Below are 26,342 nucleotides of genomic sequence, written 5' to 3'. Positions count from 1 at the left end.
TCGCGACCTGAACGGAGAAAGTCGGGCCCCTAGCGGGGCGCCCAGAGCCGATCGGCTTCGCCTGCGGCGAGACTTCCGCGATAGACCGCGATCTTGTGGTCGATGGTCTGCAGGTTCTCCTGCACCTCGGCGAGCTTCTCCAGCACGTTCGCGCGGTGCGCCTCCAGCAGTTCGAGGCGTTCCTGCTCGTTGCCCGGTCCTGCCGCCACCAGCTCGGCGTACCTGCGGATGCCCTTGATAGGCATCCCGGTGGCGCGCAGCTTGGTGCAGATCACGATCCACTTCAGGTCGATGTGGCGGTATCGACGGCGGCCTCCGCTCGTGCGGTCGACGGGTGAGACGACGAGACCCGCGCGTTCGTAGTAGCGCAGCGTGTGGGCGCTCACCCCCGTGCGGCGGGCGGCTTCCGCGATGGTCACACCGCCCTCCGGTACTTCCCGGTCCTCGGGCGACGGACGAGTCGGATGCTTCGGCACGGGCGCCGTCTTGACTTCGAGCACGCTCTAAATCCTACGTTCGAGAGCATGCGAGCTCCCACCCCGATTCCGGCATCCAGCAACCCGACCCCGCCCGTCGTGCGCACCGCGCCGACGCCGGGCACCGAGCCGAGCCGCGTCAGGCGCCTGCTGATCCTGGCGATCTGCTGCATGAGCATGATCGTCGTCGTGATGGATCTCTCCATCGTCAACGTGGCGCTGCCGGACATCCGTCGCCAGCTGCACGCCTCGGCGGACGGCCTGCAGTGGACCATCGACGCCTACGCCCTCGTGCTCGCCGTCTTCCTCGTGCTCTCCGGCTCGCTCGCCGACCGATTCGGACGTCGAAGGATGTTCGTCATCGGGCTCGTGATCTTCGGCGTCGGCTCTCTCGCCTGCGGGCTCGCCCCCACGATCGGATGGCTCGTCGCGGCCCGCGCGGCGCAGGCCGTCGGCGGTACGATGCTGAACCCGGTGGCGATGGCGATCGTCGCCAACACATTCTCCGACCCGCGGGAACGCGCGCGGGCGATCGGGGTGTACGGCGCGATGAGCGGCCTTGCCCTTGCCCTCGGTCCGGTGCTCGGCGGACTGCTCGTCGGCGCGGCCGGCTGGCGCGCGGTCTTCATGGTCAACCTGCCGATCGTCGCGCTCGCCGTCGTGCTCGTCACTCTGTTCGTGCCCGAGTCCCGCGCCGCTCGCGCCCGCCGCTTCGACCCGGTCGCACAGTTGCTGGTGGCCGTTCTGCTCGGCGGCACGGTGTTCGCCGTCATCGAGGGCGGTTCGCTGGGCTGGACATCACTGGCGATCCTCACGGCAGCCGCCGCCTCGGCCGCCAGTGCGATCGCGCTCGTCTTCGTCGAGCGCCGGCGTCGCGAACCGCTGCTGGAGCCGAAGCTCTTCCGCAGCGTGCCGTTCGTCTCGGCGCTCGTCATGGCGATCCTCGCGCTGTGCGGCTTCCAGGCGTTCCTGTTCGTCATCACGCTCTACTTGCAGACCGTGCGCGGTCTCCCCGCCTGGTCCGCCGGGCTCTGCCTGCTGCCGATCGGCGTGCTCGTGCTGGCACTCTCGCCGATCTCCGGCCGCATGGTCGGAGCGCGCGGGCCGCGGCATCCGCTGCTCGTCGCCGGTGTCGCGCTCACCGCGGCGGGCGTCGCCCTGCTCTGGGTCACTCCCGCGACGTGGATGCCGGCACTCCTCGCCGCCTTCCTTCTCGTCGGCGTCTTCCTCGGCTTCGTCAACCCGCCGATCAGCAACACGGCGGTGTCCGGCATGCCGCGATCGATGGCCGGACTTGCGGCGTCCCTGGCTTCGGCCGGCCGGCAGACGGGCACCGCGTTGGGCGTCGCGGTCGCGGGCGTGTTCGTCGGACCGAGCCTGAGCATCCTGAGCACGAGCATCCGTCACACGGGCGCGCAAGCCGCGGCGTTCACGGACGCGGCACGTGGCATCTGGTGGATGCTCGCCGGCCTCGGCCTCGCACTCGCCGTTCTCGCCGTGATGAGCACCGGGCGCTGGGCGCAGGGAACGGCGCGTAAGGCCGCTGCCGAGTTCGAACAGGCACCCGCTCAACCACCGGTCAGCACAGTCGCGAGATAGGCGGCGTTCCCGGAACCGCTCCAAGCCTCAGCCCGCATTTCCATTATCCCGCACGGCACAGGGCTTGCCGCAAGAGCCCCTCTGTGATGCAGAATCGCTGATCGCATGCCATTTTCGCGTGCGATGACAGGTGGAAGAACGGATGACGGCCACGATCTCGAACACCCACGACAGCAGCACAACCGACCACAGCTCGATCTCGAACACGAACGACAGCAGCACACCCGACGAGAACACGCCCGACGCCTGCAGCGCATTCGCCCTGCCGCCCCGGCTGAACACCAAAGCAGACCCGGCACTGATCGGCGCGGACGAGGAGCACTTCGCCGCGTTGCGACGCACCCTCGACCGGCAGCTCGCCGAGCTGACCGCACGCCTGGACGCCGTTCGCCGGGAGCCGGGCGGCGTCGGCCAGGCGGCGATGGACCGCGACCTGGAGATCCGGCGGCTGGCGTCGCGGCTGCGGCTGCTGCGCCGGTTCGGCCTCGACCTCTGCCTCGGACGCATGGTGGCAGCAGACGGCGGCGCGCCGATCTACATCGGGCGGCTCGGCCTCACCGATGGCGACGGGCGCCGGTTGCTGGTGGATTGGCGGGCACCGGCATCCGAGCCGTTCTTCGCGGCCACGCACGCGAACCCGATGGGGCTCGTGAGCCGCAGGCGCTACCGGTGGACTCGCGGTCGCATCAGCGACTACTGGGACGAGGTTTTCACGGCCGATGGCCTTGAGTACAATGCGGCGCTCGACGACCAGTCGGCGTTCATCGCGAGCCTCGGCGGCACCCGCTCGCCGCGCATGCGCGACGTTCTGAGCACGATCCAGGCGGATCAGGATGCCATCATCCGCGCCGGCTCGCACGGCCCGCTCGTCGTGGACGGCGGACCCGGCACCGGCAAGACCGTGGTCGCACTGCACCGTGCCGCCTACCTGCTGTACTCCGAGCCCCGCATCGGCGGCTCGGAGGGCGGCACAGGCGGCGGGGTGCTGTTCGTCGGGCCGCACCAGGCGTACCTCGACTACGTCGACGACGTGCTGCCCAGCCTCGGCGAGCACAGCGTGCGCATCTGCACGCTGCGCGATCTGGTGCCAGAAGGTTCCTCCGTCGCAGACGAGGGCGACCAGCGGGTGGCTCGGCTGAAGGCATCCGCTCGCCTGATCGACGCCGTAGAGGCCGCCGTGAAGCACTACGAGCAGCCGCCGACCGTCGACCTCGTGGTCGAGACGCCGTGGGGCGACGCGGAGGTCGGCGAGGCCGAATGGACGGAGGCGTTCGACTCCGCCGAGCCGGGTGCCCCGCACAATGAGGCGAGGCAGCAGGTGTGGGACGCGCTGCTGGAGATCCTCGTCGATCAACTCGACGACGACGAGGCTCCTCCGCACCAGCTGCGCCGGTATCTCGCGGGCGACGACGCCCTGACCGCGACGTTCGCCAAGGCGTGGCCGCTGCTCGATCCGCCGGGTGTGGTGGGCGACCTCTGGTCGGTGCCCGCCTATCTGCGGTTGTGCGCACCGTGGCTCGAGTCCGACGAGATCCGGATGCTGCAGCGCACGGATGCCCGCGCCTGGACCGTCTCGGACCTTCCGTTGCTCGACGCCGCCCGGCTGCGCATCGGAGACCCGGATGCCACTCGCCGGGCACGCGCGCGGGAGGCGGCGCTCGCCGCGGAGCGGGAGCAGCGGGAGCGCATCACCGACGACCTGATCGCCGCCGACGACTCCGAGATGCTCGTCATGACCATGCTGCGTGGCCAGGACCTCAAGAACGCGCTGGTGGACGAGTCGGCGCTTCCCGCGGCCGACTCGGATGCCCTCGCCGGCCCGTTCGCGCACGTGATCGTCGACGAGGCGCAGGAGCTGACCGACGCTGAGTGGCGCATGCTGCTGCAGCGTTGCCCGTCGCGCAGCTTCACCATCGTGGGCGATCGGGCGCAGGCGCGGCACGGGTTCACCGAGTCGTGGCGCGAGCGGCTCGAGCGTGTGGGGCTGGGCGAGGCCGTGCAGGCATCCCTCAGCATCAACTACCGAACCCCGCAGGAGGTGATGGATGCCGCCGAGCCGGTCATCCGTGCCGCGATCCCGGATGCGAACGTGCCGGTCTCGATTCGCCGCGGCGGGCACCCGGTGGTGCGGGCATCTGCGTCCCGGCTGCGCGGCATCGTGGACACGTGGGCGGCGGAGCACGCGGAGGGTGTCGCGTGCGTGATCGGAGACCCGTCATTCACGGGGAGCGCACGCATCCGCTCGCTGAGTCCCGAGCACGTGAAGGGGCTCGAGTTCGACCTCGTCGTGCTGGTCGACCCCGACCGCTGGGGCGAAGGCATCGAGGGTGCCGTCGACCGTTACGTGGCGATGACGCGTGCGACGCAGCAGCTGGTGATCCTGACGACGTGAGCCGCGCCCTCGTTACGATCTCTTGGGTGACTGCGTACTTCGAACGACTCGACGACTCCCGTTTCCGTGCGACGCCTGCGGTTGGCGGCGCGTGGGATCCGGCGGAGCAGCACATCGCACCCGCGCTCGGCCTGCTCACGCACGTCGTGGAGCGCACCTTCGCCGACCGGATCGCCGACGGGCTGCAGGTCGGTCGGCTGTCGTTCGACATCCTCGGCACCATGCCGATCGACGTCGTCGAGATTCAGACCCGCACGCTGCGACCCGGCCGCACCGTCGAGCTCGTCGAGGCGACGATGAGCCACGGCGGGCGGGCATCCGTCATCCTGCGGGCATGGCTGATGGCCAGGCACGACACGGAGAAGCTCGCCGGGAACGCGTTCCCCGCGATGCCTTCGCGTGCGGAGCTGGAGGCGTGGAATGGATTCGATGCCTGGCCGGGCGAGTTCGTGCGCACCGTCGACGTGCACGGCACGCGCCTTGAGCAGGGCCGGGCGCAGGTGTGGCTGCGCCCGCGGGTTGCGTTGCTCGAGGGCGAACCGGTGAGCGCGACGGGGCGGCTGCTGAGCATCCTCGACATCGCCAACGGCATCACGCCGCGGTTCGCGCCGCAGGATGTTCTGTTCCCCAACATCGACCTGACCGCACACCTCTTCGCACAGCCGCAGGGCGACTGGCTCGGGTTCGACACCACTGTGGCGTACGGGGTGAGCGGCCTGGGCGTCACGCAGACCGTGCTGCACGACGAGCGCGGCGTCATCGGCACCTGCGCACAGGGCCTCACGGTGCGCCGCCGCCGCTGACCTGGCCGCCCCCACCGCTGAAGCGGCTCGCCAGCGCCGACTTGTGGTCCCGATGTGTCGTGTGAAGTGGCGGAAACGACACTTTCGGCCCCCAATTTCGACGTCGAGCGATGCGTCAGCGACGCAGCGCGGCGGGGCGGGGCAGGCCGAGGTCCTCGAGCAGGTCGCCGAGCGCACGGTCGAGCTCGGCGCCGGCCTGCGTGACCTTATTGATGCCGAAGCCGCGCAGCCGGGAGCTCGGAACGTCGAAGCTCACGATGGTGCCGGCATCCGGAGCGGCGTGAGCCTCGACGCGCAGCGGCGAGTAGAGCATGGCGGCCGGATCGTGACGGAAGAGGCGCGCCCCGATCGCGTGATTCACGATCAGCCAGAGCGCGCTCGGCGTCGAGTTGCCGGCGTGCCGCATGAGCTCTGACGGCGACCACGACCAGACACGCACGAACCCACTGGGCGCCTCCCACTGCAGGCCACGCGTGAACCCCGACCAGTCGCCGTCCTCGGCGAGTCGTGCGACGGCATCCGCGTGCGACAGCTCGGGTACCGCCTGCTCCAGCGCCGCGACGAACGCCTCGAACCGGGTATTCGCGTGCATCCGCACCCGCGTCGCCTGGTAGTCGGTCGTCTGCTCGGTCGCGTCGTAGGTCACCGTGACATCCTCCCAGCGGCGCGCACGTACTGCCTGACGAGCGGATGCTTGTAGCGCGACTTCCTGAGTCGTACGCTTGAAGACTTTGCTCGCTCGAACTGGGAGGTCGAAGTGCGCGCGCAGTCGGAAGCATTATCCGAGCACGGTTATCCGGAGGAACTCACCCGCAGGCAGCTCGGCGATGAGGACCAGGAGGACATCCGCTGGGTCGACGGGCCGCCTGCAGCGTTCGCGCCGATCGTGATCGTCGAGCCCGATCCGGCATGGCCGGCCGAGTACGAGCGCGAGCGCGCGAAGATCGTCGACGCGCTCGGCGACCTCATCGTGCGCATCGAGCACGTCGGATCGACGTCCGTCCCAGGTTTGCCGGCCAAGCCGATCATCGACATCGACGTGCAGGTGCCCGATTCGGCGGAGGAGAGCGCATACGTGCCTGCGCTGATTTCCGCCGGCTACCGGCACGTGCTGCGCGAACCGTGGTGGAACGGACACCGGATGCTCGTGCGCACCGGCGTCAACCTGCACGTGTTCCAGGCCGGGTCCCCCGAGCCGCTGCGGCACCTCTTGTTCCGCGACTGGTTGCGCTCGCATCCCGACGACCGCGACCTCTACGCCGCCGCGAAGCGACGACTCGCCATCGAAACGGCCGACGACCCGGACTCGTACAACCTCGACAAGAACGGCGTCATCGACGACATCTACTCGCGCATCTTCAGCGTGCCGCCGCACGAGCATCCGTCCTGGCCGGCCGACGGGACTTCATAGACGCGCAGGATGGTCGCAGATTGCCGGCCCGGATGCCGCACACCCGCGATCTGGGAAAGCGGAACGTGAACGGCAGGGCTACGGCTCACGCACGCAACGGCAGCAGCCGGTCGCGTGACCCGAGCACGCCGAAAACCACCTGCACGACGATGACCCCCAGCATCACGATGAGCGGCGCAGCCCACCCGCCGCTGGCATCGTGCAGGATGCTGATCGCGATCGGTCCGGTCGCGGCGAGCAGGTAGCCGATCGACTGCGCCATCCCCGACAGCGCAGCGGACTGGCCGTGGTGATGCGTGCGCAGGCCGAGCAGGGCGAGGGCGAGCACGATGGATCCGCCCGAGCCGAGCCCGACGAGCGCGATCCACAGCAGTCCAAGCGCCGGCGCGGTCAGCTGTCCCAGGATGCCCACGAACATCAGCACGCTCACGCCCACCGCGATCGTGCGCTGGTCGCGCATCCGTGAGATGGTCGCGGCGCACAGCACCGTGCCCAGCAGCCCGAACATCTGGTACGCGAACTGGTGCCATCCGGCGATGGCGGCGGAGACCCCGGATGCCTGCTCCACCGACGGCCACCACGTGACCACGGTGTAGTAGATGGTCGACTGCAGACCCATGAACAGCGTCACCTGCCACGCGAGTGCGGCGCCCCACGGCGAGCGGTACGAGCGCGGAGGGCGCGTCGATCGTCCTGCAGCGCCGGCCGGTTCGAGGTGGCTCTCCGGCTGACCGTGGGAAGTGACGGGCACCGCCTGCGACGGCCCGCGCATCCACTCCGGCCCGTTCCGCAACTGCGGGAGGAACACGGCGAACGCGATGAGCGCCAGTCCCGCCCAGATGCCCAGCGAGAGGCGCCAGCCGTGCGGGGCGGCATCCGCGATCGGCACCGCGACTCCGGCCGCGATGGCGGCGATGCCGGACTGCACGGCGGAGTACGTTCCGGTGACCGAGCCGACCCGGTTCGGGTAGTCGCGCTTGACGAGCGCGGGCAGTAGCACGTTGATCACGGCGATCGCGAGGCCGAGCAGTACGGTGCCTGCCCAGAGCGTGACGAGGCCGGGCCAGGACCGCGCGACGATGCCCAACGCGAGCACGATGATCGCGCCGCCGAGTGTGCGTTCGATGCCGAACTTCGCGGCGAGCATGGGTGCGACGGGAGAGAACACGCCGAACGCGACCAGCGGGATCGAGATGAGCACGGATGCCGTGACAGCGCCGATCCCGAGATCGCTGCGGATGTCGCCCAGCACCGGCCCCACCGACGTGATCGCCGCACGGAGGTTGGCCGCGATCAGCAGCAGCCCGATCAGCAGCATCCCGCCACGCAGCGTGCGCACGGCGCCGCTCTGGGGATCGGGCACTCGACACCTCGTTTCGATGGGGACCCCTACGAGGGTAGGGCTGACTACACCCCGACCGGCGCGGGCATCCGGCTCGCAGCGACCGCCGCCTCCACCGAATCCACATCGCGCACCGCACCCGTGTCGGCCGAGGTGGCCATCAGCGCGTAGGCGCGCAGCGCGGGCGACACCACGCGTTCGCGGCCGACCGGACGGTAACCGCCGGCGTCCTCGATGGCGCGGCGGCGGTCATCCAGAACCGTCTCGGGCACGTCGAGACTGATCGACCTGTTCGGGATGTCGATGACGATGCGGTCGCCGTTCTCCACGAGCGCGATCGTGCCGCCCGCAGCGGCCTCCGGCGAGACGTGTCCGATCGAGAGGCCCGACGTGCCGCCCGAGAAGCGTCCGTCGGTGATCAGCGCGCACGCCTTGCCGAGTCCGCGTCCCTTCAGGAACGACGTGGGGTAGAGCATCTCCTGCATGCCGGGGCCGCCGCGCGGTCCCTCGTAGCGGATGACGACGACGTCGCCCTCCTTCACCTTCTTTCCGAGGATGCCCTCGCACGCCGCTTCCTGCGAGTCGAAGACGACGGCGGTTCCGGCGAACGTGTGTATGGATGCGTCGACACCCGCGGTCTTGACGACCGCGCCGTTCTCCGCGAGGTTGCCGCGCAGCACCGCGAGGCCGCCATCGAGGGTGTACGCGTGCTCCATGTCACGGATGCACCCGCCCGCGGCATCCGTGTCGAGCTCCTCCCAGCGCTCGGACTGGGAGAACGCCGACGAGGATCGCACGCCACCGGGTGCTGCGTGCCACAGCTCGAACGCGGCGTCGGATGCCTTGCCGCTGCGAACATCCCACTCGTCCAGCCACTCGCCGAGCGAGTTCGAGTGCACTGAGTGCACGCCCTCGTCGAGCAGGCCGCCGCGGCGCAGCTCGCCGAGGATCGCCGGGATGCCACCGGCGCGGTGCACGTCTTCCATGTAATACGTGCGCGTCGCGGTGACGTTGGGTGCCACCTTCGCCAGGCAGGGAATGCGGCGCGAGAGCGCGTCGATCTCGTTCAGCCCGAAGTCGACGCCCGCCTCGTGCGCGGCCGCGAGCAGGTGAAGGATCGTGTTCGTCGACCCGCCCATCGCGATGTCGAGCGCCATGGCGTTGCCGAACGCGGCGGGCGTGGCGATGCTGCGCGGCAGCACGGATGCGTCGTCATCGTCGTACCAGCGCTTGGCGATCTCGACGGTGAGGGCGCCCGCCCGCTCGTACAGTTCGCGACGTGCCGTGTGGGTGGCGAGCGTCGAGCCGTTGCCGGGCAGGGAGAGCCCGATCGCCTCGGTAAGGCAGTTCATCGAATTGGCGGTGAACATGCCGGAGCACGATCCGCACGTGGGACACGCGGCCTCCTCGATGCGTTGCAGGTCGGCATCCGACACGTTCTCGTTCGCCGATTCCGACATCGCGTCGATCAGGTCGAGCGTGCGCACGGTGCCGTTCGCGAGCACGGCGCGGCCGGACTCCATCGGACCGCCGGAGACGAACACCGTCGGGATGTTCAGCCGCAGCGCGGCCAGCAGCATGCCGGGCGTAATCTTGTCGCAGTTCGAGATGCACACCAGCGCGTCGGCGCAGTGCGCGTTCACCATGTACTCGACGGAGTCGGCGATGAGGTCGCGCGAGGGCAGCGAGTAGAGCATGCCGCCGTGGCCCATGGCGATGCCGTCGTCGACAGCGATGGTGTTGAACTCGCGCGGGATGCCGCCGGCCGCGGTGATCGCATCCGAGACGATGCGCCCGACGGGCTGCAGGTGAGTGTGGCCCGGCACGAACTCGGTGAAGCTGTTGGCGACGGCGACGATCGGCTTGCCGAAGTCGCTGCCTTTGACGCCGGCGGCGCGCAGCAGGGCGCGGGCTCCGGCCATGTTGCGGCCATGGGTGACGGTGCGAGAGCGGAGTACGGGCATGGTGACATGCTGCGTGGCCGGTGGCGCGAGCGGAAGACGCTCCGGATGCTAGTACTTGGAGTACTAGCACGGCTGAACCTTTAGCGTTATCTCGTGGACATCTCGCAACGCGCAGGAGCGGCAGGGGTGATGGCCGAGCAGAGCAGGGTCGAGCTCGGCGGGTTCCTGCGCGCCCGTCGCGAGAACCTCTCCAGGGCGGATGCCGGGCTGCCGCCCGTCGGCCGCTCACGCACGACCGGCCTCCGCCGTGAGGAGGTCTCGTACCTCAGCGGCGTCAGCGTCACCTGGTACACGTGGCTCGAGCAGGGGCGCGACATCCACCCGTCCCGCCAGGTTCTGGATGCCCTCGCTCGCACCCTGCGTCTCACCGTGACCGAGCATGCGTACCTTCTCTCCCTCGCCGGATACTCCACCGCCGCGACGACAGCCCGTCCGCCGGCGGCCACCGCTCCGCCCGCGTTGCAGCGCTTCATGGATGCGCTCGCCGACTCGCCCTCGTACACCGTCACCGCGGACTGGCGCATCGCCGGCTGGAACGCCGCCTATGCAGCGCTCTACCCGGGCGTCGCCACGGCACGCGCGGAAGACCGCAACCTGCTCTGGCTCGTCTTCACCGACCCGTTCGTGCGCGAGCTGCTTCCGGACTGGGACGTCACGAGCCGACGCTTCGTCGCCGAGTTCAGAGCGGATGCCGGCCCTCGCCTCGGCGACCCCGCCTACCTCGACCTCGTCTCGCGTCTCGAGGAGGCGAGCCCAGAGTTCCGCTCGGCATGGGCGGCCCACGACATCGAGGGATTCGCGTCGCGCGAGCGGGTGTTCCGGCATCCGACCGCGGGTCTCATCACGCTCGAGCACCACCAGTTCGTGCCGTCCGACCATCCAGACCTGCACGTGGTGGTGTACACGCCGGCGCCGCAGCGCTGAGCGACCACGGAGCGCACGACCGAGCACGCAGCGGGCGACCGAGCACGCAGCGCGCGAACGAGCACGCAGCGCGCGAACGAGCACGGAGCGGACGTCCTTTCCGTGCTCGGTGGACCGTTCCGTGCTCGCTGGATGGCTTTGTGTTCGGCGGTCCGGCCCGTGTGGGCTCGTCCGATCGCGGCGGAACCCATACGCTCGCCCCATGTCCGCCGACCCCGACCGCACAACTCCCGGCTTCGACGCCGTCGTCGCCCACTTGCGCGCCGTGGGCTGCGTCTTCGCGGAGGATGAGGCGCGGCTCATCCTTGACGAGGCGTGCGATTCACGTCAGCTCGAGGACTTCATCGGTCGCCGTGTGGCGGGCGAACCCCTGGAGTACATCCTCGGTTGGGCCGAGTTCCGCGGGCTCCGCGTCAGTGTTGCGCCGGGCGTGTTCGTTCCGCGACAGCGCACGACGCTGCTCGTGCGGGAGGCGTTGCGGGTCGCACCCCGCGCGCCTGTCGTGCTCGACCTCTGCTGCGGCGCGGGCGCGATCGGCGCGGCCATCCTCGCTGCTCGACCGGATGCCGCTGTGCACGCCGCCGACATCGACCCGATAGCGACCGACTGCGCTCGCCGCACGCTGGCCGCGGTGTCCACGCAGGCTCCGCGGGTGTACACCGGCGACCTCTACGAACCGCTCCCCGACTCGCTGCGGGGTCGCGTCGACGTCATCGTGGCGAACGCGCCCTACGTGCCCACGGATGAGATCCGCTTGATGCCGCCGGAGGCGCGGGAACACGAGGCGCCGGCCGCGCTCGACGGCGGTGCGGACGGTCTCGCACTCCAGCGACGTGTCGGCGCCGGCGCCGATGAGTGGCTCTCGCCCGGCAGACACGTGTTGATCGAGACGAGCAGGAGGCAGGCATCCGCGACCGTGGGCATCCTCGAGGCGGCGGGCTTCTCCGCCTCGATCGTGCGCGACGACGACGTCGATGGCACGGTCGTCGTCGGCCGCCGACCTCCCAGCTAGCCCGTGCTCTACGGCGGGTAGAATCGTTCCGGTCCCGGCGCCGCGGAACCCTCGAGGTCAGAAGCACAGCGCAAGCCGCCGGTACCCAGAAGACTCGCACTGCCCCATCCGCACGAAAGAAGTCACGTGAGCACAGCCGCGTCCTCGCGCGTCAGCCCGGATCGCTACTGGGTCGTCGCACTCGTGCGCGCCATCGTCGCGCTCGTTGCGGGCGGATTCATCACGTTCGACCCCGAGCACTCGGCGCGAATCGGCCTGCTCGTCTTCGGCAGCTACGCGCTGGTGGAGGGCGTCGTCATCGGCATCGGCGCGCTGCTGCTGAAGAATGCCCTCACGAAGTGGCTCTTCGTCGCCCAGGGCGCGCTCGGCGTCGTAGTCGGCATCGCGGCCCTTGTGCTGAACGGGGCCGGCCTCGGCGCGCTGCTCTACGGCGTGAGCGTGTGGGCACTGCTGACCGGGTTCGCGGAGTTCTACTGCGGATGGCGCGCCCGCCACCGGTACGACGCCGCGCGCGACTGGATGGTCATCGGCGGCCTCACGGTCATCCTCGCCGTCGTCTTCCTCGTCATCCCGCCGGACTCCCTGCTCGCGGTCGGACTGTTCGGCGCCTACGCGGTGATCGTCGGCGTCTACGTGGGCATCGGCGCGTTCACGATCAAGTTCGGTCTCGCGCACGCGCACGACGGCGAGCATCCCGGCCAGGTCGCCAGCGGCCAGGGCGGCCGGAAGACCGGCGCTGGCGACACTGATCAGAACGCTTCGGAGAGACACGCGTGACCCACGACAACATCCCAGAGGACCGCCGGCCGAGCCTGCGCGACCGCATGAAGCCCGTGGAGTTCCTCGGCATCGCCGCCGTGCTGGCCGTATTCGTCGGCGTCATCGTGCTGATGTCCACTCGCGAGCCGGTCCTCGCGCTGATCTTCTTCGGCGTCGCCTTCATCGCGACCCTGGTCGTGCTGGCGATGTTCGCGCTCGGATTCAAGCCCGACGACGAGGAGCGTCGCGACCTGGCCGAGCAGAACGGCGAGCATCCTGAACTGTCGGGCGGAACGGATGCCGGCTCCGACGCCGGCCCCCGTAACCCGCACGACTGACGCGCGCTACCGCTCCACGTACTCGACCAGCTGCGAGGCCAGGCCCGCGTATCCGGCCGGAGTGAGCGCGAGCAGGCGAGTCTTGGCATCCTCACCGATGTCGAGCGCACGGATGAACCCCGCCAGGCCTTCGCGATCGACCCGCTTGCCGCGTGTCAGCTCCTTGAGCAGCGCGTAGGGGTCGCTGATCGATGAGCGGCCGGCCGTGACCTCGGCACGGATGACCGTTTGGATCGCCTCGCCGAGCACTTCCCAGTTGGCGTCGAGGTCGCGGGCGAGCGCATCCTCGTCGATCGCGATCTCGCGCAGGCCCCGCTCGAAGTTGTCGAAGGCGAGCAGTGAGTGGCCGAGCGCGACGCCGATGTTGCGCTGCGTGGTCGAGTCGGTGAGGTCGCGTTGCAGGCGGCTCGTGACCAGGGTGGATGCCAGCGAGTCGAGCAGCGCACTGGAGAGCTCGAGGTTCGCCTCCGCGTTCTCGAATCGGATCGGGTTGATCTTGTGCGGCATGGTCGACGATCCCGTGGCGCCGGCCTGCGGGATCTGCCGGAAGTAGCCGAGCGAGATGTAGGTCCAGACATCCGTCGCGAGGTTGTGCAGCACCCGGTTCGCGTGCGCGACACGGCCGTACAGCTCCGCCTGCCAGTCGTGCGACTCGATCTGAGTCGTGAGCGGGTTCCAGGTGAGGCCAAGGGACTGCACGAACTCGCGCGAGATCACCGGCCAGTCGGCATCCGGATCCGCGGCCAGGTGCGCGGAGAAGGTGCCGGTGGCGCCGCTGAACTTGCCGAGGTACTCGCTCGCCTCCACCTGGGCGGCGATGCGCTCGAGCCGGTACACGAACACCGCGAACTCCTTGCCCATCGTGGTGGGCGTCGCCGGCTGGCCGTGCGTGTGGGCGAGCATCGAGGCGTTCCGCAGCTCCACCGCACGGGAACGCAGCGCGTCGATCACGGTGCGAAGCTTCGGCAGCCACACGTCGCGCACAGCTTCCGAGACGGTCAGCGCGTAGGAGAGGTTGTTGATGTCTTCGCTCGTGCATGCGAAGTGAGTCAGCTCGGCGATCGAGTCGAGGCCCAGTTCGTGCAGTTTCTCGCGCACGAGGTACTCGACGGCCTTCACGTCGTGCCTGGTGGTGGCTTCGAGCGTTGCCAGCCGGTCGATCTCGTCCTGGCCGAAGTCGGTGACGAGGGCGCGCAGAGCGGATGCCTGCCCCTCGGTCAGCGGCTCGCTCCCGAACATCCGGTGCGAGGTGAGGTACAGCAGCCACTCCACCTCCACCTGCACGCGGGCGCGGTTCAGACCGGCCTCGGAGAGGAAGTCCCCGAGCTCGGAGACGGCGGCGCGATACCTGCCGTCGAGCGGGCTGAGCGGCTGAGGGGGAAGCGAGGTCATGACTTTCCTTGTTGTTGTGACGGTGCGCGCAGGGCGGGGGCCAGCTGGGCCAGCAGCGCCCGGTCGGCTCGCTCGATCATGCCGAGAACGGCGGCGAAGAGCGTGTGGTCCGAGTAATAGGGATCCGGCACATCCAGTGAATCGGATCGCGGCGTCTCGAAGCTGCGCAGAAGCTGCACCTTGCTGCGGTCGAGGTCGTTCCCGGCCCATGCTTTGAGAATTCGTTCGTGGCTGCGGTCCAGTGCCACGACCAGATCGAGATCCGCGAACCAGGCGGGATCGAACTGCCGCGCCCGGTGCGTCGACCCGTCGTACCCGTGTGCGGTGAGTGCTTCGACGGCGCGAGGATCGGCCTGCTCCCCGACGTGCCAGTCGCCCGTTCCCGCCGACGAGATGGCCAGGCGGTCGCCAAGCCCGGCGTCTTCCGCCAGCTGCCGGAGCACCACCTCGGCCATCGGCGAGCGGCAGATGTTGCCGCTGCACACGAAGCAGATGCGGAACCGGGTCGCATCCGAGGTCATGCCTCCATTCTGCTGTACGCCCGGATGCTCCCGGTCCGGCATCCTTCCGTCCCCAGGCAGGCGCCGAGCCGGCTCGCCCCCATCAGGCGCCGCCAGCCGCCGGCGGCCGCACGCCCGACGGCAGGCTGATCCCATTCCTTTCGCGATTTCAGGAGGTGATCGTCTGGACGAGGCGGCACTACGAGCCGCGCAGGCGGCCGTGGACTACGTGCGTTCCGAGCTGGCCGCGCTCATGGCGCAGGTTCCGGATGCCGGTGCCCTGCACTGGAGATCGCCCGCGCAACGCAGGTTCCGCGCCGGAGTCGACGATCTCACCGCATCGATCGGCGACGCGATTGCCGCCCTCGATCGTGCGGCACAGGAGCTGGCGGTCGTTCCCGTCGATCAACTGGGCCCACCCGCGTCGAGCATGGATACCGCACGCAGCGAGCGCGGGGGATGAGGCGCATGTCCGACGACGTCACCGTCTCCGACATCACCATCTCCGGCGGCAGCACGGAGGTCACCTCGGATGCCCTGCTGGTCGCCCGCGCCTCTCTCGCCTCGCTGAGCGGCACCCTCGACGAGCTCGCGTATGCGTTGCGCCCGGCGCTCGCGCTCGGGTCGGACCTTCCTCCGGGAACCACCCTGGTGACGATCGCGGTGCAGGATGCCGCGCGGCTTGCGCAGGTGGCGGCCACCGGCATCCGCACCGCAGCCTCGCAGTCGAAGCGTCTCGCCGAAGGGCTGCTCGAGGCCGCCGGGCAGTACGACGCCGCCGATCGCAACGCGGATGCCCGCATCGCCGACCTCAGCACGGTCGCGGGGTGGACGCTCGGCCGGCTGGCGCCGCTGGCGGCCCTCGCCGCGATGCTCGCATTGCCCGAACTGCTCGCCACGTTCGCTGCCGCCCTCAGCATCGGCAGCCTGGTTGCAGGCTCGCCCCAGACGTTCCTCAAGAACCTCGGCCATGCGGCCGGGTCGAAGGCGAGTCTGCTCCGCGACCCGCGGGTGGTGTCCGCGATCCGGTTCGCCGTCTCGGCGGCCGACGACGCGATGCTCGGCACCGCCGGCCTGCCGCTGCCGTTCGCTGCGCTCGTCGACGATCGCGGAACGGGCGCGTTCGGCCTGCGCGGGGGCAGCTCGGTCATAGTCGGAGCCGGACGCACCGTCGGTGCCTTCAAGGAGACACCGGTGAACGTGGAGCGCACCTCGTCGAGCACCGTCGCCCCGCCCTCCGGATTCGCCGACCTGGCCGCGCGCATCCCGCCGTCCCGCAGCGACTCGCCGCAGGTGCGCGTGGAACGCTACCCGGGCGACGGCGACAAGCAGAGCTACGTCGTGTACGCCGGCGGAACAATCGACACCAGCCCTGTCGCCGGCGGCGAGCCATTCGACATGACCAGCGATCTGAACGGCGTGGCCCGGCTCGACCCGGGGTCGCTGCGCGCGACGGAGTTGGCGATGCAGCAGGCGGGCATCCGCCCGGGCGACACCGTCATCCCCGTCGGGTATTCGCAGGGCGGCATCGTGGCCACCTCGATCGCGACGTCCGGTGACTACGACATCCCGGCACTCGTGACGTTCGGCTCCCCCACCGCGGGTGTGGACGTCGCGTCGACCACCATCGACGTCGCCGTCGAACACACGGACGACCTCGTTCCGGCGCTCGGCGGCATCCCGCGCGCCGACGACCGGGGCGGAGGCGACCGCATCGTCGTCACGCGACAGACGTTCAGCGGCGACGTGCCGCCGGACTCCTCGCCGATCGACGCGCACCTGATGAACGAGTACGCGGCCACGGCGCACAAGATGGATGCCGCCGCCGACCCGCGACTGGCCGCCGCGTTGTCCAGGCTCCCGACGGGCGGCCCCGGCGACGCCGAGCTCTTCCGCGGCGATCGGGTCGTCCCCCGAGCGGCAGGCCGTGGGGGCGGTGGGAGGTCGTGGTGAGAAAGCCGCACACAGGGCCGGTCCCTAACACCCCTCCACACGCCGCTTCGCGGCGCGAGGAGCCTCCGGCGTTCGGGCCCAGGCTCAGGCGGCCACGATCACCGTCGCCGCGTGTCCAGTCACCGCCGCATCACCGGGCGGAAGATGAGTCCCAGCAGCCAGCTGATGATCGCCAGGATCAGGGCGGCCCAGACGCCGTTCCAGAACCCGTCCACGTGCAGGCCGAAGCCCATCGCGTCGCTGATCCACGACACGATGAGCAGCAGCAGGCCGTTGACGATCAGGGAGATAAGACCGAGCGTGAGCACGTAGAGCGGGAAGGCCACGATGCGGATGACCGTTCCGACGATCCCGTTCACTATGCCGAAGATCAGCGCGATCAGCAGATAGGTGAGGATGAGCGGAAAGTTGCCGCCGATCGGGTCGTAGGACTTCACCGTCACCCCGCTCACGATCAGGGTGGTCACCCAGAGCGCGAATGCGTTGATGATCAGTTTCAGCAGAAACCTCATCCGCACAGTGTTCCAGGTCGCGGCGGTCCGCGATACCCTCCCCGCCCATCGCGCGTGCAGATGCCGACGGTAAGTTGGCCCTGTGGATGCCCAGAACGTCGAGCGGGTGCTGTTGCGCCCCGAGATCGCCAGCCTCGCTGCCTACAAACAGGGCCGTGTCCCTCCGGCCGACGGGTTCAAGCTCTCGAGCAACGAGAATCCGTTCCACCCGCTTCCCGGTGTGCTCGATGCCGTCGCCGCAGCGAGCACGCTGAATCGCTACCCCGACGGCGCAGCCCTCGCCCTCCGGGACAAGCTGGCCGAACGGTTCGGTGTCGGAACCGCCGAGGTGCACCTGGGTGCCGGATCCGTTGCGCTGATCTCGCAGTTCATCAACGCCGCCGCAGGCCCCGGTGACGAGGTGCTGTACGCGTGGCGGTCGTTCGAGGCGTACCCGGGCCTCGTGACCGTCTCGGGGGCATCCAGCGTCACCGTCCCGCTGCTTCCGGATGCCCGCCACGACCTCGACGGCATGGTCGCAGCCATCAGCGATCGCACGCGCGTCATCATCGTCTGCACGCCGAACAACCCGACCGGGCCGATCGTCACAGCCGAGGAGTTCGAGCGGTTCATGGCGGCCGTGCCCACCGACCGCCTGGTGCTGCTCGACGAGGCGTATGTGGAGTTCATCACCGACCCGAGGCACGTGGACGGGCGCACGCTCGTGGGCCGCTACCCCAACCTCGTCGTGCTGCGCACGTTCTCCAAGGCGTACGGCCTCGCCGGACTGCGCATCGGCTACGCGGTCGGCCCCGAGCGGCTGCTGAACGCGGCGCGATCCACGGCCATCCCGATGAGCGTCACCGACACGGCCCAGGCGGCGGCGCTCGCGTCGCTCGAGCGCGAGGATGAGCTGCTCCAGCGCGTCGCCGTCATCGCCGAGCGTCGAGCGCGGTTGCGGGACGCGCTCCTGCACCAGGGCTGGGACATCCCGGACGCCCAGGGCAACTTCGTCTGGCTCCCCACCGGCGAGCACACCGCGCTCTGCATCGACCGCTTCTTCGACGCGGGGCTGGCCGTGCGCGGGTTCGTGCCCGACGGCATCCGTGTCGGCGTAGGCGAGGAGGAATCTGTCGACCGCGTTCTAAAGATCACGGAAGAGCTTGTCGAACACCTACGGAAGAGCCCTCCTGCCGAGCAGTTAGGTTAGTGAGGATGTCTGCCACGAACGACCGATTCGCGTCGTCGACCGGGCTCTCCGCGGCGACGGTGCAGGTACTGACCGAAGACGGCCGTTTCGAGCCGACGGATGCCGCCGCCGAGTTCCTGCCCTACTTCGACCGGCTCACCGACGACGACTTTCGCCGCTTCTACCGCGACATGGTCGTGGTGCGCCGGTTCGACACCGAAGCCACCAACCTGCAGCGGCAGGGCCAGCTCGCCCTATGGCCGCCGAGCAGCGGGCAGGAGGCCGCGCAGGTGGGTTCCGCCCACGCGGCAGCGCCGCAGGACACCATCTTCCCGTCCTATCGCGAGCACGCTGTGACGATGATCCGCGGCGTCGACCCGCTGGAGATCATCCGGGTGATGCGCGGTGTCACGAACAGAGGCTGGGATCCGACGGATCCGAAGAACGGCAACGTGCGCATCTACACACTCGTGCTCGGCACCCAGGTGCTGCACGCGACGGGCTTCGCGATGGGCGTGAAGTTCGACGGCGCCTCGGGAACCGGGGACAACGCATCCGATCAAGCTGTCATGGTCTACTTCGGCGACGGCGCCAGCTCCGAGGGCGACGTCAGCGAGTCGTTCGTCTTCGCCGCGAGCTTCCAGACCCCGCAGGTGTTCTTCCTGCAGAACAACCAGTGGGCCATCTCGGTGCCGGTCAAGACGCAAGCCCGCACCCCGCTGTACCTACGCTCCAGCGGTTTCGGGATCCCCGGCGTGCAGTTGGACGGCAACGACGTGCTGGCCAGCTACATCGTCAGCGCCAAGCAGCTCGACGAAGCACGCGGCGGCCACGGACCGAGCCTGATCGAAGCCGTGACCTACCGCATGGGCGCCCACACCACCAGCGACGACCCCACGAGGTACCGCTCCGCCGACGAAGACGAGCACTGGCGGGGCCGCGACCCGATCGTGCGTCTGCGAACGTTTCTCGCCGGCCGTGGCGTCGGCGACGACTGGTTCGATGGCGTCGACGAGGAGGCCGCCGACTATGCGGCCGATGTGCGCCGTCGCACACTCGAGCTCACGGCACCGACGGCGGAGGTCGCGTTCGAACACGTCTATTCCGAGCCGCACGCCGGCGTCGTCGAACAGCAGGCGTGGCTCGAGCGGTACGAGAAGTCCTTCGCGGTGCCCGAGCCCGAGCAGGGTCGCAAACAGGGGGTGACCGCGTGAGCGACGTGAGGACCGCGGATGCCGTGCCGCAGGCATCCGCGCATGCGCCCTTCCGCACCGGCATCGAGAGCCTGCCGATGGCGAAGGCACTGAACGCCGGACTGCGACAGGCGCTCGCCGACGACCCCAAGGTCATGCTCATGGGCGAGGACATCGGGCCGCTCGGCGGCGTGTTCCGCATCACCGAGGGACTGCAGGCGGAGTTCGGTGCGCAGCGCGTGATCGACACGCCGCTGGCCGAGTCCGGCATCGTAGGCACCGCCATCGGGCTCGCGATGCGCGGCTACCGGCCTGTGTGCGAGATCCAGTTCGACGGATTCGTCTTCCCCGCCTTCGACCAGATCACCACCCAGCTGGCCAAGCTCACCGCACGGCATGAAGGTGCGATACGCATGCCCGTGGTGATCCGCATCCCCTACGGCGGCCACATCGGTGCGGTCGAGCACCACCAGGAGAGCCCCGAGGCCTACTTCGCGCACACCCCAGGGCTAAGAGTGGTGAGCCCCTCGACACCGAACGACGCCTACTGGATGATCCAGGAGGCCTGCCGCTCGGACGATCCGGTGATCTTCCTCGAGCCGAAGAGCCGGTACTGGCCGAAGGGTGAGGTGGACTTCTCCGCGAGCGCCGTCCCGCTGCACGCCAGCCGCGTGGTTCGCACCGGAACGGATGTCACGCTCGTGGGCCACGGCGCGATGGTCAGCGTGCTGCTCCGTGCGGCCGAGATCGCCGCAGACGAGGGAACGAGCGTGGAGGTCGTCGACCTTCGCTCGCTCTCCCCGATCGACTTCGGTCCGCTGCTCGGCTCCGTGCGCAAGACCGGCCGTCTCGTCGTGGCGCAGGAGGCCCCCGGTTTCGCCAGCCTCGGCAGCGAGATCGCCGCGACCGTGGCCGAGAAGGCGTTCTACTCGCTCGAGGCTCCGGTGCTCCGCGTCTCCGGCTTCGACACGCCGTTCCCGCCCGCCAAGCTTGAAGACTCCTACCTGCCCGACGCCGACCGTGTGCTCGAGGCCGTCGACCGCGCACTCGCGTACTGACCGGCATCCGCTGCGCTCACGCGAAGCCGACGCCTCGAAACATCCGCACAAGGAGAATCCATGAGTGAGTCCGAGTTCCTGCTGCCGGACGTCGGTGAGGGCCTGACCGAGGCCGAGATCGTGTCGTGGAAGGTCGCCGCGGGTGACACCGTGCACGTCAACGACGTGCTGTGCGAGATCGAGACCGCGAAGTCGCTCGTCGAACTGCCCTCGCCGTTCGAGGGCGTCGTCGACCGCCTGCTCGTCAACGAGGGCGACACCGTCGAGGTCGGCGCGCCGATCATCATCGTCGGCGCGGGCATGACGGGCGGCACCGTCTCTGGCGTGGTGGAGAGCGCCGAAGGCCTCGACAACGTCATCGAGGTGGACGAGAGCGAGCTGGAGCAGGATGCCGCTGCCGGCGCCGATGCGTCGGCACTCATCGAGCGCGACGGCGACGAACCGAAGCCCGGCGCCGTGCTCGTCGGATACGGGTCGGCGGGCCACGGTGCGAGCCGGCGACGCAGCCAGCGTCCGGTGCCCGAGGGTCGCCACGTTCCTGCCGCGGAAGATCTCGTACCGGCAGCCCGCGCTGTCCCCGTCGTCGCGAAGCCGCCGATCCGCAAGCTCGCCAAAGACCTCGGCGTCGACCTCGCCCAGGTCGCCGGCACCGGAATCGCCGGCGAGATCACGCGCGACGACGTCATCAGGCAGGCCAGCCAGGCGAGCGTGTTCCGCAACATCCAGACCCCGGAGTGGCCGGATGCCCGCGAGGACCGCATTCCGGTCAAGGGCGTGCGCAAGGCGATCGCCGGAGCGATGGTCGCCAGCGCGTTCACGGCTCCGCACGTGAGCCTCTTCGTCGACGTGGATGCCACGCGCACCATGGAGTTCGTGCAGCGGCTGAAGAAGTCGCCCGACTTCGCCGGTGTGAAGGTGTCACCGCTCTTGATCATGGCGAAGGCGATCATCTGGGCGGTGCGCCGCAACCCGACCGTGAACTCGACGTGGACCGATGAAGAGATCATCGTGCACCACTTCGTCAACCTCGGCGTGGCCGCGGCGACCCCGCGCGGCCTCATTGTGCCGAACGTGAAAGAGGTGCAGTCGATGAGCCTTCTCGAGCTGGCCGGCGCGCTTGAGCAGCTCACCATCACGGCCCGCGACGGCAAGACGCAGCCCGCCGAGATGGCCGGCGGCACCATCACCGTCACGAACATCGGGGTCTTCGGCATGGACACCGGAACGCCCATCCTCAACCCGGGCGAGGTGGCGATCGTGGCGCTCGGAACGATCAAGCAGAAGCCGTGGGTGGTCGACGGCGAGGTGCGCCCGCGCTTCGTCACCACACTGGGAGCATCCTTCGATCACCGGGTCGTCGACGGGGATGTCGCCAGCCGCTTCCTCGCGGATGTCGCCGCGATCATCGAGGAGCCGGCGCTCCTTCTCGATTGAGCCTCGGCCCGGATTGACGGAGCCGGCCCACGCCCAGCCCGGGCACCGACACTAGGTGTTTGCGCTGACACTGGCCGCCATGCACCTAGTGTCGTCGCAAACAGCTAGTGTCGCGGGCCGGCGGCGGGCCGACGGCGAGTCAGCGGCGGGTCAGCGGCGGCCCGGCCGCGCGCCTGAGCACGCGTGCAGACACATGCCCTGAAATGAAATCTGCCTTCCAGCCGATTCCCACGTTCCGGTTCGCACTCTGAGAAGAGAAGTTGCGCGAATAAGAGCAAAGACGCGGATCGCGCACGCATTGGCGGGAGGCCATAGCAATGAATCTTCGACAATCGGGCGCGCGGCGCCGACTTCTATTCGCAGGAGTTCTGATGTCAGCCGTCTCCATGATCCTGGTCGGATGCTCGTCCGGCTCGTCGTCGCCGAAGTCGGCGAGCGGGAACGCGCCGGGCAAGTCATCGGACACGATCTCGTGGGCGCTGCCTCCCGCGACCGTTCCGAACTGGATCTGGCCGTTCTCACCGATCGCGGACTTCTCCGTGACGAACTCCGAGATGCAGTTGATGATGTACCGAACGCTGTACTGGTACGGAGACAACGGAAAGACGGGTGTCGACTACTCGCTGAGCCTGGCCAAGAAGCCGGTCTACAGCAACGGCGGCAAGACGATCACCATCAAGCTGAACCCGTACAAGTGGTCCAACGGCGAGAGCGTGACGGCTCAGGACGTGATGTTCTGGATCAACATGGCCAAGGCGGAGAAGGCGAACTACGCCGGTTACGCTCCTGGCCAGTTCCCCGACAACATCGTGTCGGCGACCACGCCGGACAGCTCGACGGTCGTGCTCACGACCGACAAGGCGTACAGCCAGCAGTGGTTCCTGCTGAACCAGCTCAGCCAGATCACGCCCATGCCCGAGGCATGGGACATGACGAGTGCCACGGCGAAGGGCGACTGCTCGACGAACGAGAGCGGATGCGCGGCGGTCTTCGCCTACCTGACCGCGCAGAGCAAGGATCTGCCGACGTACGCCAGTAGTCCGATCTGGTCTGTCGTGGACGGCCCGTGGAAGCTTTCCAGCTTCAACTCGGACGGTCACGTCACGTTCGTGCCGAACCCGAAGTACTCCGGCCCGGTCAAGGCGCAGGTGAAGCAGTTCAAGATGGTGCCGTTCACCACTGACTCGTCCGAGTTCAGCGTGCTGCGGTCCGGAAGCACCCTCGACGTCGGCTACATCCCGACGCAGGACATCAGTCAGGTGAAGCCGGCGAACACCGCACCCAACGTGGGCGGCCCGAACCCGCTGAGCAAGAACTACAACCTTGTGCCGTGGTTCCTCTACGGGTTCAACTACTTCCCGATCAACTACAACAACCCGACGGTGGGCCCGATCTTCAAGCAGCTCTACTTCCGTCAGGCGTTCCAGTCCCTGGTCGACCAGGAAGGCATCATCAAGTCCACGGCCAAGGGCTACGGCCTTCCGACCTACGGTCCGGTGCCGTTGTTCCCGTCGAGTTCGCTGGTCTCCTCCACGGAGAAGTCCAACCCGTACCCGTTCAGCATCCCCAGCGCGAAGAAATACCTCACCGACAACGGCTGGAACGTCGTGAAGAACGGCAAGACCACCTGCACAAAGCCGGGCACCGCGAAGGGTGACTGCGGCGCGGGCATCCCCGCCGGCGCGGCACTCACGTTCAACCTGCCGTACGCCAGCGGCAACGCGACCATCGACACGGCCATGGCGTCGCTGAAATCCAACGCAGCCCAGGTGGGCATCACGCTCAACCTCAAGTCGGAGCCGTTCAACTCGGTGACCTCCACCGCGGTGCCGTGCTCCGGACCGACCTGCACCTGGCAGATGGGCAACTGGGGCGGCGGCTGGGTGTACGCGCCCGACTACTACCCGACCGGCGAACTGCTGTTCGCCACCGGCGCCGGGTCGAACTCGGGCAGCTACTCCAACTCCACGCTGGACAAGCTGATCGAGGCCACGAACGTGCAGAGCGGGGATGCCGTGCTGCACGCGTACGAGGACTTCATGGCGAAGAACGTTCCGGTGATCTACCAGCCCAACTACACCTACTCGCTCGTCGAGGTGGCCGGCGGGCTGAAGGGATTCCAGAACAACCCGTACGGGTCGATCAAGCCGGAGACATGGCACTACTGATCCGCACCACGAAGGAGGGGGCGGTCTAGCGGGACGCGGTGAACGATCATGATCGGATACACCCTCAGGCGTCTAGCCCAGGCCGTCCTCGTGGTGTTCGTGGTGACCGTCATCGTGTTCATCCTGCTGCACTCGCTGCCGGGCGGCGCAGCGCGCGCGATCCTGGGGCCACGCGCGACGGCGGCCCAGATCGCTCTGTTCAACAAGCAGAACGGTCTGGACCAGCCGCTCGTCGTGCAGTATTTCACGACCCTGGGCGGATGGCTGACCGGCAATTTCGGCTTCTCGTACAAGCTGAACCAATCGGTGGGGTCGCTCCTGGCCGAGCGGTTGCCGAAGACGATCATCCTCGCCGCGTTCGCCCTGGCGCTCACGGTGCTCGTCGCCGTGCCGATCGGCATCTACCAGGCCGTTCGGCGCAACAGGTTCCTCGACTACGTGCTCACCGGAGCGTCGTTCGTGTTCTATGCGGCGCCGACGTTCTTCCTCGGGCTGATCATGATCGAGGTGTTCTCATCGACACTCGGGTGGTTCCCGCCCGAGGCGCCGCAGTCCGACGGGGTCGGGCCCATCTTCCAGCAGTTCGACGCGATGATCCTGCCCATCGTCACGCTCGCGCTCCTGGGAATCGCGGGCTTCTCCCGCTACATGCGGTCATCCGTGCTCGACAACATCAATCAGGACTACGTGCGCACGGCGCGTGCCAAGGGGGCTTCGGGCACCAGGGTGCTGTGGGGACACGTGCTGCGCAACGCGCTCATCCCGATCATCACGCTGCTCGGGCTGTCACTGCCCGCGTTGTTCGCCGGCGCGCTGATCACGGAGTCCATCTTCAACTTCCCCGGCATGGGGCTGCTGTTCTGGAACGCCGCGCAGCAGTCCGACTACCCGGTGGAGCTCGGCGTCGTCATCGTCACAGCCTTCGCGACGGTGATCGGCAACCTCATCGCCGACCTGCTGCTGCTGGCCGTTGACCCGAGAGTGAAACTATGACCCGACCGCTCGCTTTGGAGACCGACGTCGGCCCTACGCCTCCCGGGGAGCCGACGCTCGGCGCGATCACCTCGACAAAGCCGAAGAGCATGTTCCGCCTCGGCCTCGAGGTGTTCGTGCAGAACCGCCTCGCCGTCGCCGGAATCGTCGTCGTGGCACTCGCCGTACTGTTCTGCTTCGTCGGGCCACTGGTCTACCCGACAGACCAGGTGACCGTGCACCTGCTGAACGCGAACCTGCCGCCGGGGCCCGGGCATCCGCTCGGCACCGACAGCTCGGGCTACGACGTGCTCGGCCGGCTCATGGTCGGCGGCCAGGTCTCGCTGATCGTGGGCTTCGCTGCCGCAGCCGTCGCCACCATCGTCGGCACCATCTGGGGCGCGATCGCCGGATTCTTCGGCGGAATCGTGGATGCCGTCATGATGCGCATCGTCGACGCGATCCTCGCCATCCCGATCCTGTTCCTGCTGCTGTTCCTCGTCACCATCGTGACGCCGTCGCTGCCGGTGATGATCGTGGTAATCGGGCTCACCGCCTGGCTGGTTCCCGCGCGACTCGTACGCGGCGAGTCGCTGACCCTGCGCGTGAGGGAGTACGTGCAGGCGGTGCGTGTGATGGGCGGCTCGAGCTGGCGCTCCGTGACCAGGCACATCATGCCGAACGTGGTGGGCACGGTCATCGTGAACGCGACGTTCCAGGTGGCCGACGCCATCCTGCTCGTCGCCTACCTCGGCTTCCTCGGCCTCGGCATCTCGCCGCCGGCGACCGACTGGGGCGGGATGCTCAGCAAGGGCACGCAGTTCGTCTTCCTGAACTACTGGTGGCTGATCTACCCGCCCGGCATCGCGATCATCCTCGTGGTTGTGGCGGTCAACCTGGTCGGCGACGGGCTGCGGGACTCGGTCGAGGTGCGGTTGCAGCGGCGTTGACCCGCGCCGAGTAGAGGGGAGG

24 protein-coding genes are annotated in these 26,342 nt (G+C 68.7%); 17 read left to right on the top strand and 7 right to left on the bottom strand.

Translation table 11 applies throughout. The annotated features are described in order from the left end of the window. Positions 1-29: 29 nt before the first annotated feature. Positions 30-500, bottom strand: a complete 471-nt coding sequence (locus ACYVI5_RS17930) for a MerR family transcriptional regulator (RefSeq protein ID WP_460581442.1) — start codon at positions 498-500, stop codon at positions 30-32. Between the two features lie 24 nt (positions 501-524). Between ACYVI5_RS17930 and ACYVI5_RS17925 the strand changes: the two genes are divergently transcribed. The 3 genes from ACYVI5_RS17925 (at position 525) to ACYVI5_RS17915 (ending at position 5,270) form a co-directional block, all read left to right on the top strand. After that, entirely contained in the window at positions 525-2,075 is a 1,551-nt protein-coding gene (locus tag ACYVI5_RS17925; RefSeq protein ID WP_460581441.1) for an MFS transporter, read from the top strand. Between the two features lie 142 nt (positions 2,076-2,217). After that, on the top strand, positions 2,218-4,467 hold the full coding sequence (helR, locus tag ACYVI5_RS17920; RefSeq protein WP_460581440.1) for a HelD family protein: 2,250 nt from the start codon (positions 2,218-2,220) through the stop codon (positions 4,465-4,467). A gap of 26 nt (positions 4,468-4,493) precedes the next feature. Then, entirely contained in the window at positions 4,494-5,270 is a 777-nt protein-coding gene (locus ACYVI5_RS17915) for a thioesterase family protein (RefSeq protein ID WP_460581439.1), read from the top strand. Between the two features lie 115 nt (positions 5,271-5,385). Here ACYVI5_RS17915 and ACYVI5_RS17910 read toward each other — a convergent pair whose 3' ends face one another. After that, positions 5,386-5,916 carry a hypothetical protein gene (locus ACYVI5_RS17910; protein WP_460581438.1) on the bottom strand — a complete coding sequence of 177 codons (531 nt, stop codon included), beginning with the start codon at positions 5,914-5,916 and terminating at the stop codon, positions 5,386-5,388. A 111-nt stretch (positions 5,917-6,027) separates the two neighbouring features. Between ACYVI5_RS17910 and ACYVI5_RS17905 the strand changes: the two genes are divergently transcribed. Then, on the top strand, positions 6,028-6,681 hold the full coding sequence (locus ACYVI5_RS17905) for a GrpB family protein (protein ID WP_460581437.1): 654 nt from the start codon (positions 6,028-6,030) through the stop codon (positions 6,679-6,681). 85 nt (positions 6,682-6,766) lie between these two features. Here ACYVI5_RS17905 and ACYVI5_RS17900 read toward each other — a convergent pair whose 3' ends face one another. Further along, on the bottom strand, positions 6,767-8,044 hold the full coding sequence (locus ACYVI5_RS17900; RefSeq protein ID WP_460581436.1) for a CynX/NimT family MFS transporter: 1,278 nt from the start codon (positions 8,042-8,044) through the stop codon (positions 6,767-6,769). A 44-nt stretch (positions 8,045-8,088) separates the two neighbouring features. After that, positions 8,089-9,987 carry a dihydroxy-acid dehydratase gene (ilvD, locus tag ACYVI5_RS17895; RefSeq protein ID WP_460581435.1) on the bottom strand — a complete coding sequence of 633 codons (1,899 nt, stop codon included), beginning with the start codon at positions 9,985-9,987 and terminating at the stop codon, positions 8,089-8,091. Between the two features lie 93 nt (positions 9,988-10,080). On the opposite strand from ilvD, the gene ACYVI5_RS17890 reads away from it, so the two are divergent. The 4 genes from ACYVI5_RS17890 to ACYVI5_RS17875 all read left to right on the top strand — a co-directional run bounded on the left by ACYVI5_RS17890 (position 10,081) and on the right by ACYVI5_RS17875 (position 13,020). Beyond that, positions 10,081-10,911, top strand: coding sequence for a helix-turn-helix transcriptional regulator (locus ACYVI5_RS17890; RefSeq protein ID WP_460581434.1), 831 nt, complete (start codon positions 10,081-10,083; stop codon positions 10,909-10,911). Between the two features lie 202 nt (positions 10,912-11,113). Next, a complete protein-coding gene (locus ACYVI5_RS17885) occupies positions 11,114-11,923 on the top strand; it encodes a class I SAM-dependent methyltransferase (protein ID WP_460581433.1) in 810 nt (269 codons plus the stop codon). Between the two features lie 126 nt (positions 11,924-12,049). Beyond that, on the top strand, positions 12,050-12,700 hold the full coding sequence (locus tag ACYVI5_RS17880) for an HdeD family acid-resistance protein (protein ID WP_460581432.1): 651 nt from the start codon (positions 12,050-12,052) through the stop codon (positions 12,698-12,700). Beyond that, positions 12,697-13,020 (top strand): hypothetical protein, encoded by a 324-nt coding sequence (locus tag ACYVI5_RS17875; RefSeq protein WP_460581431.1) that lies wholly within the window; start codon positions 12,697-12,699, stop codon positions 13,018-13,020. The genes ACYVI5_RS17880 and ACYVI5_RS17875 overlap by 4 nt, the downstream gene beginning before the upstream one ends. Positions 13,021-13,026: 6 nt before the next feature. Here the strand turns inward: ACYVI5_RS17875 and purB are convergent, their stop codons facing one another. Together purB and ACYVI5_RS17865 are read right to left on the bottom strand one after the other, a co-directional pair. Next, positions 13,027-14,412 carry an adenylosuccinate lyase gene (gene purB, locus ACYVI5_RS17870; protein WP_460581430.1) on the bottom strand — a complete coding sequence of 462 codons (1,386 nt, stop codon included), beginning with the start codon at positions 14,410-14,412 and terminating at the stop codon, positions 13,027-13,029. Further along, positions 14,409-14,933, bottom strand: a complete 525-nt coding sequence (locus ACYVI5_RS17865) for a low molecular weight protein-tyrosine-phosphatase (protein WP_460581429.1) — start codon at positions 14,931-14,933, stop codon at positions 14,409-14,411. The genes purB and ACYVI5_RS17865 overlap by 4 nt, the downstream gene beginning before the upstream one ends. A gap of 199 nt (positions 14,934-15,132) precedes the next feature. On the opposite strand from ACYVI5_RS17865, the gene ACYVI5_RS17860 reads away from it, so the two are divergent. Continuing rightward, complete coding sequence (locus tag ACYVI5_RS17860) at positions 15,133-15,375, top strand: hypothetical protein (RefSeq protein ID WP_460581428.1); 243 nt, start codon at positions 15,133-15,135, stop codon at positions 15,373-15,375. A gap of 5 nt (positions 15,376-15,380) precedes the next feature. Beyond that, on the top strand, positions 15,381-16,865 hold the full coding sequence (locus ACYVI5_RS17855; RefSeq protein WP_460581427.1) for a hypothetical protein: 1,485 nt from the start codon (positions 15,381-15,383) through the stop codon (positions 16,863-16,865). A gap of 119 nt (positions 16,866-16,984) precedes the next feature. Here ACYVI5_RS17855 and ACYVI5_RS17850 read toward each other — a convergent pair whose 3' ends face one another. Next, positions 16,985-17,377, bottom strand: coding sequence for a phage holin family protein (locus ACYVI5_RS17850; protein WP_460535673.1), 393 nt, complete (start codon positions 17,375-17,377; stop codon positions 16,985-16,987). Positions 17,378-17,459: 82 nt separating this feature from the next. Between ACYVI5_RS17850 and ACYVI5_RS17845 the strand changes: the two genes are divergently transcribed. The 7 genes from ACYVI5_RS17845 (at position 17,460) to ACYVI5_RS17815 (ending at position 26,320) form a co-directional block, all read left to right on the top strand. Beyond that, a complete protein-coding gene (locus ACYVI5_RS17845; protein WP_460581426.1) occupies positions 17,460-18,566 on the top strand; it encodes a histidinol-phosphate transaminase in 1,107 nt (368 codons plus the stop codon). A gap of 5 nt (positions 18,567-18,571) precedes the next feature. Then, entirely contained in the window at positions 18,572-19,759 is a 1,188-nt protein-coding gene (locus ACYVI5_RS17840) for a thiamine pyrophosphate-dependent dehydrogenase E1 component subunit alpha (RefSeq protein ID WP_460581425.1), read from the top strand. 77 nt (positions 19,760-19,836) lie between these two features. Continuing rightward, positions 19,837-20,796, top strand: coding sequence for an alpha-ketoacid dehydrogenase subunit beta (locus ACYVI5_RS17835; RefSeq protein ID WP_460581588.1), 960 nt, complete (start codon positions 19,837-19,839; stop codon positions 20,794-20,796). 60 nt (positions 20,797-20,856) lie between these two features. Next, a complete protein-coding gene (locus ACYVI5_RS17830; RefSeq protein ID WP_460581424.1) occupies positions 20,857-22,230 on the top strand; it encodes a dihydrolipoamide acetyltransferase family protein in 1,374 nt (457 codons plus the stop codon). Positions 22,231-22,601: 371 nt separating this feature from the next. Further along, a complete protein-coding gene (locus ACYVI5_RS17825) occupies positions 22,602-24,398 on the top strand; it encodes a periplasmic substrate-binding domain-containing protein (protein ID WP_460581423.1) in 1,797 nt (598 codons plus the stop codon). Positions 24,399-24,446: 48 nt separating this feature from the next. Next, complete coding sequence (locus ACYVI5_RS17820; RefSeq protein ID WP_460581422.1) at positions 24,447-25,391, top strand: ABC transporter permease; 945 nt, start codon at positions 24,447-24,449, stop codon at positions 25,389-25,391. Continuing rightward, positions 25,388-26,320 carry an ABC transporter permease gene (locus ACYVI5_RS17815; protein WP_460581421.1) on the top strand — a complete coding sequence of 311 codons (933 nt, stop codon included), beginning with the start codon at positions 25,388-25,390 and terminating at the stop codon, positions 26,318-26,320. The genes ACYVI5_RS17820 and ACYVI5_RS17815 overlap by 4 nt, the downstream gene beginning before the upstream one ends. Positions 26,321-26,342 lie beyond the last annotated feature (22 nt).

It is taken from the genome of Humibacter ginsengisoli (assembly GCF_054780095.1).
Note: the sequence above shows the minus strand (reverse complement) of the source record. Positions and strands in the feature narration are given on the sequence as shown.

Excerpts from the sequence above, each read along its gene's own strand:
- ACYVI5_RS17925 (WP_460581441.1), top strand. The coding sequence starts at position 525 with ATGCGAGCTCCCACCCCGATTCCGGCATCCAGCAACCCGACCCCGCCC.
- helR (WP_460581440.1), top strand. The coding sequence starts at position 2,218 with ATGACGGCCACGATCTCGAACACCCACGACAGCAGCACAACCGACCAC.
- ilvD (WP_460581435.1), bottom strand. The coding sequence starts at position 9,987 with ATGCCCGTACTCCGCTCTCGCACCGTCACCCATGGCCGCAACATGGCC.
- ACYVI5_RS17885 (WP_460581433.1), top strand. The coding sequence starts at position 11,114 with ATGTCCGCCGACCCCGACCGCACAACTCCCGGCTTCGACGCCGTCGTC.
- purB (WP_460581430.1), bottom strand. The coding sequence starts at position 14,412 with ATGACCTCGCTTCCCCCTCAGCCGCTCAGCCCGCTCGACGGCAGGTAT.
- ACYVI5_RS17865 (WP_460581429.1), bottom strand. The coding sequence starts at position 14,933 with ATGACCTCGGATGCGACCCGGTTCCGCATCTGCTTCGTGTGCAGCGGC.
- ACYVI5_RS17855 (WP_460581427.1), top strand. The coding sequence starts at position 15,381 with ATGTCCGACGACGTCACCGTCTCCGACATCACCATCTCCGGCGGCAGC.
- ACYVI5_RS17850 (WP_460535673.1), bottom strand. The coding sequence starts at position 17,377 with ATGAGGTTTCTGCTGAAACTGATCATCAACGCATTCGCGCTCTGGGTG.
- ACYVI5_RS17840 (WP_460581425.1), top strand. The coding sequence starts at position 18,572 with ATGTCTGCCACGAACGACCGATTCGCGTCGTCGACCGGGCTCTCCGCG.
- ACYVI5_RS17835 (WP_460581588.1), top strand. The coding sequence starts at position 19,837 with ATGGCGAAGGCACTGAACGCCGGACTGCGACAGGCGCTCGCCGACGAC.
- ACYVI5_RS17830 (WP_460581424.1), top strand. The coding sequence starts at position 20,857 with ATGAGTGAGTCCGAGTTCCTGCTGCCGGACGTCGGTGAGGGCCTGACC.
- ACYVI5_RS17825 (WP_460581423.1), top strand. The coding sequence starts at position 22,602 with ATGTCAGCCGTCTCCATGATCCTGGTCGGATGCTCGTCCGGCTCGTCG.
- ACYVI5_RS17820 (WP_460581422.1), top strand. The coding sequence starts at position 24,447 with ATGATCGGATACACCCTCAGGCGTCTAGCCCAGGCCGTCCTCGTGGTG.
- ACYVI5_RS17815 (WP_460581421.1), top strand. The coding sequence starts at position 25,388 with ATGACCCGACCGCTCGCTTTGGAGACCGACGTCGGCCCTACGCCTCCC.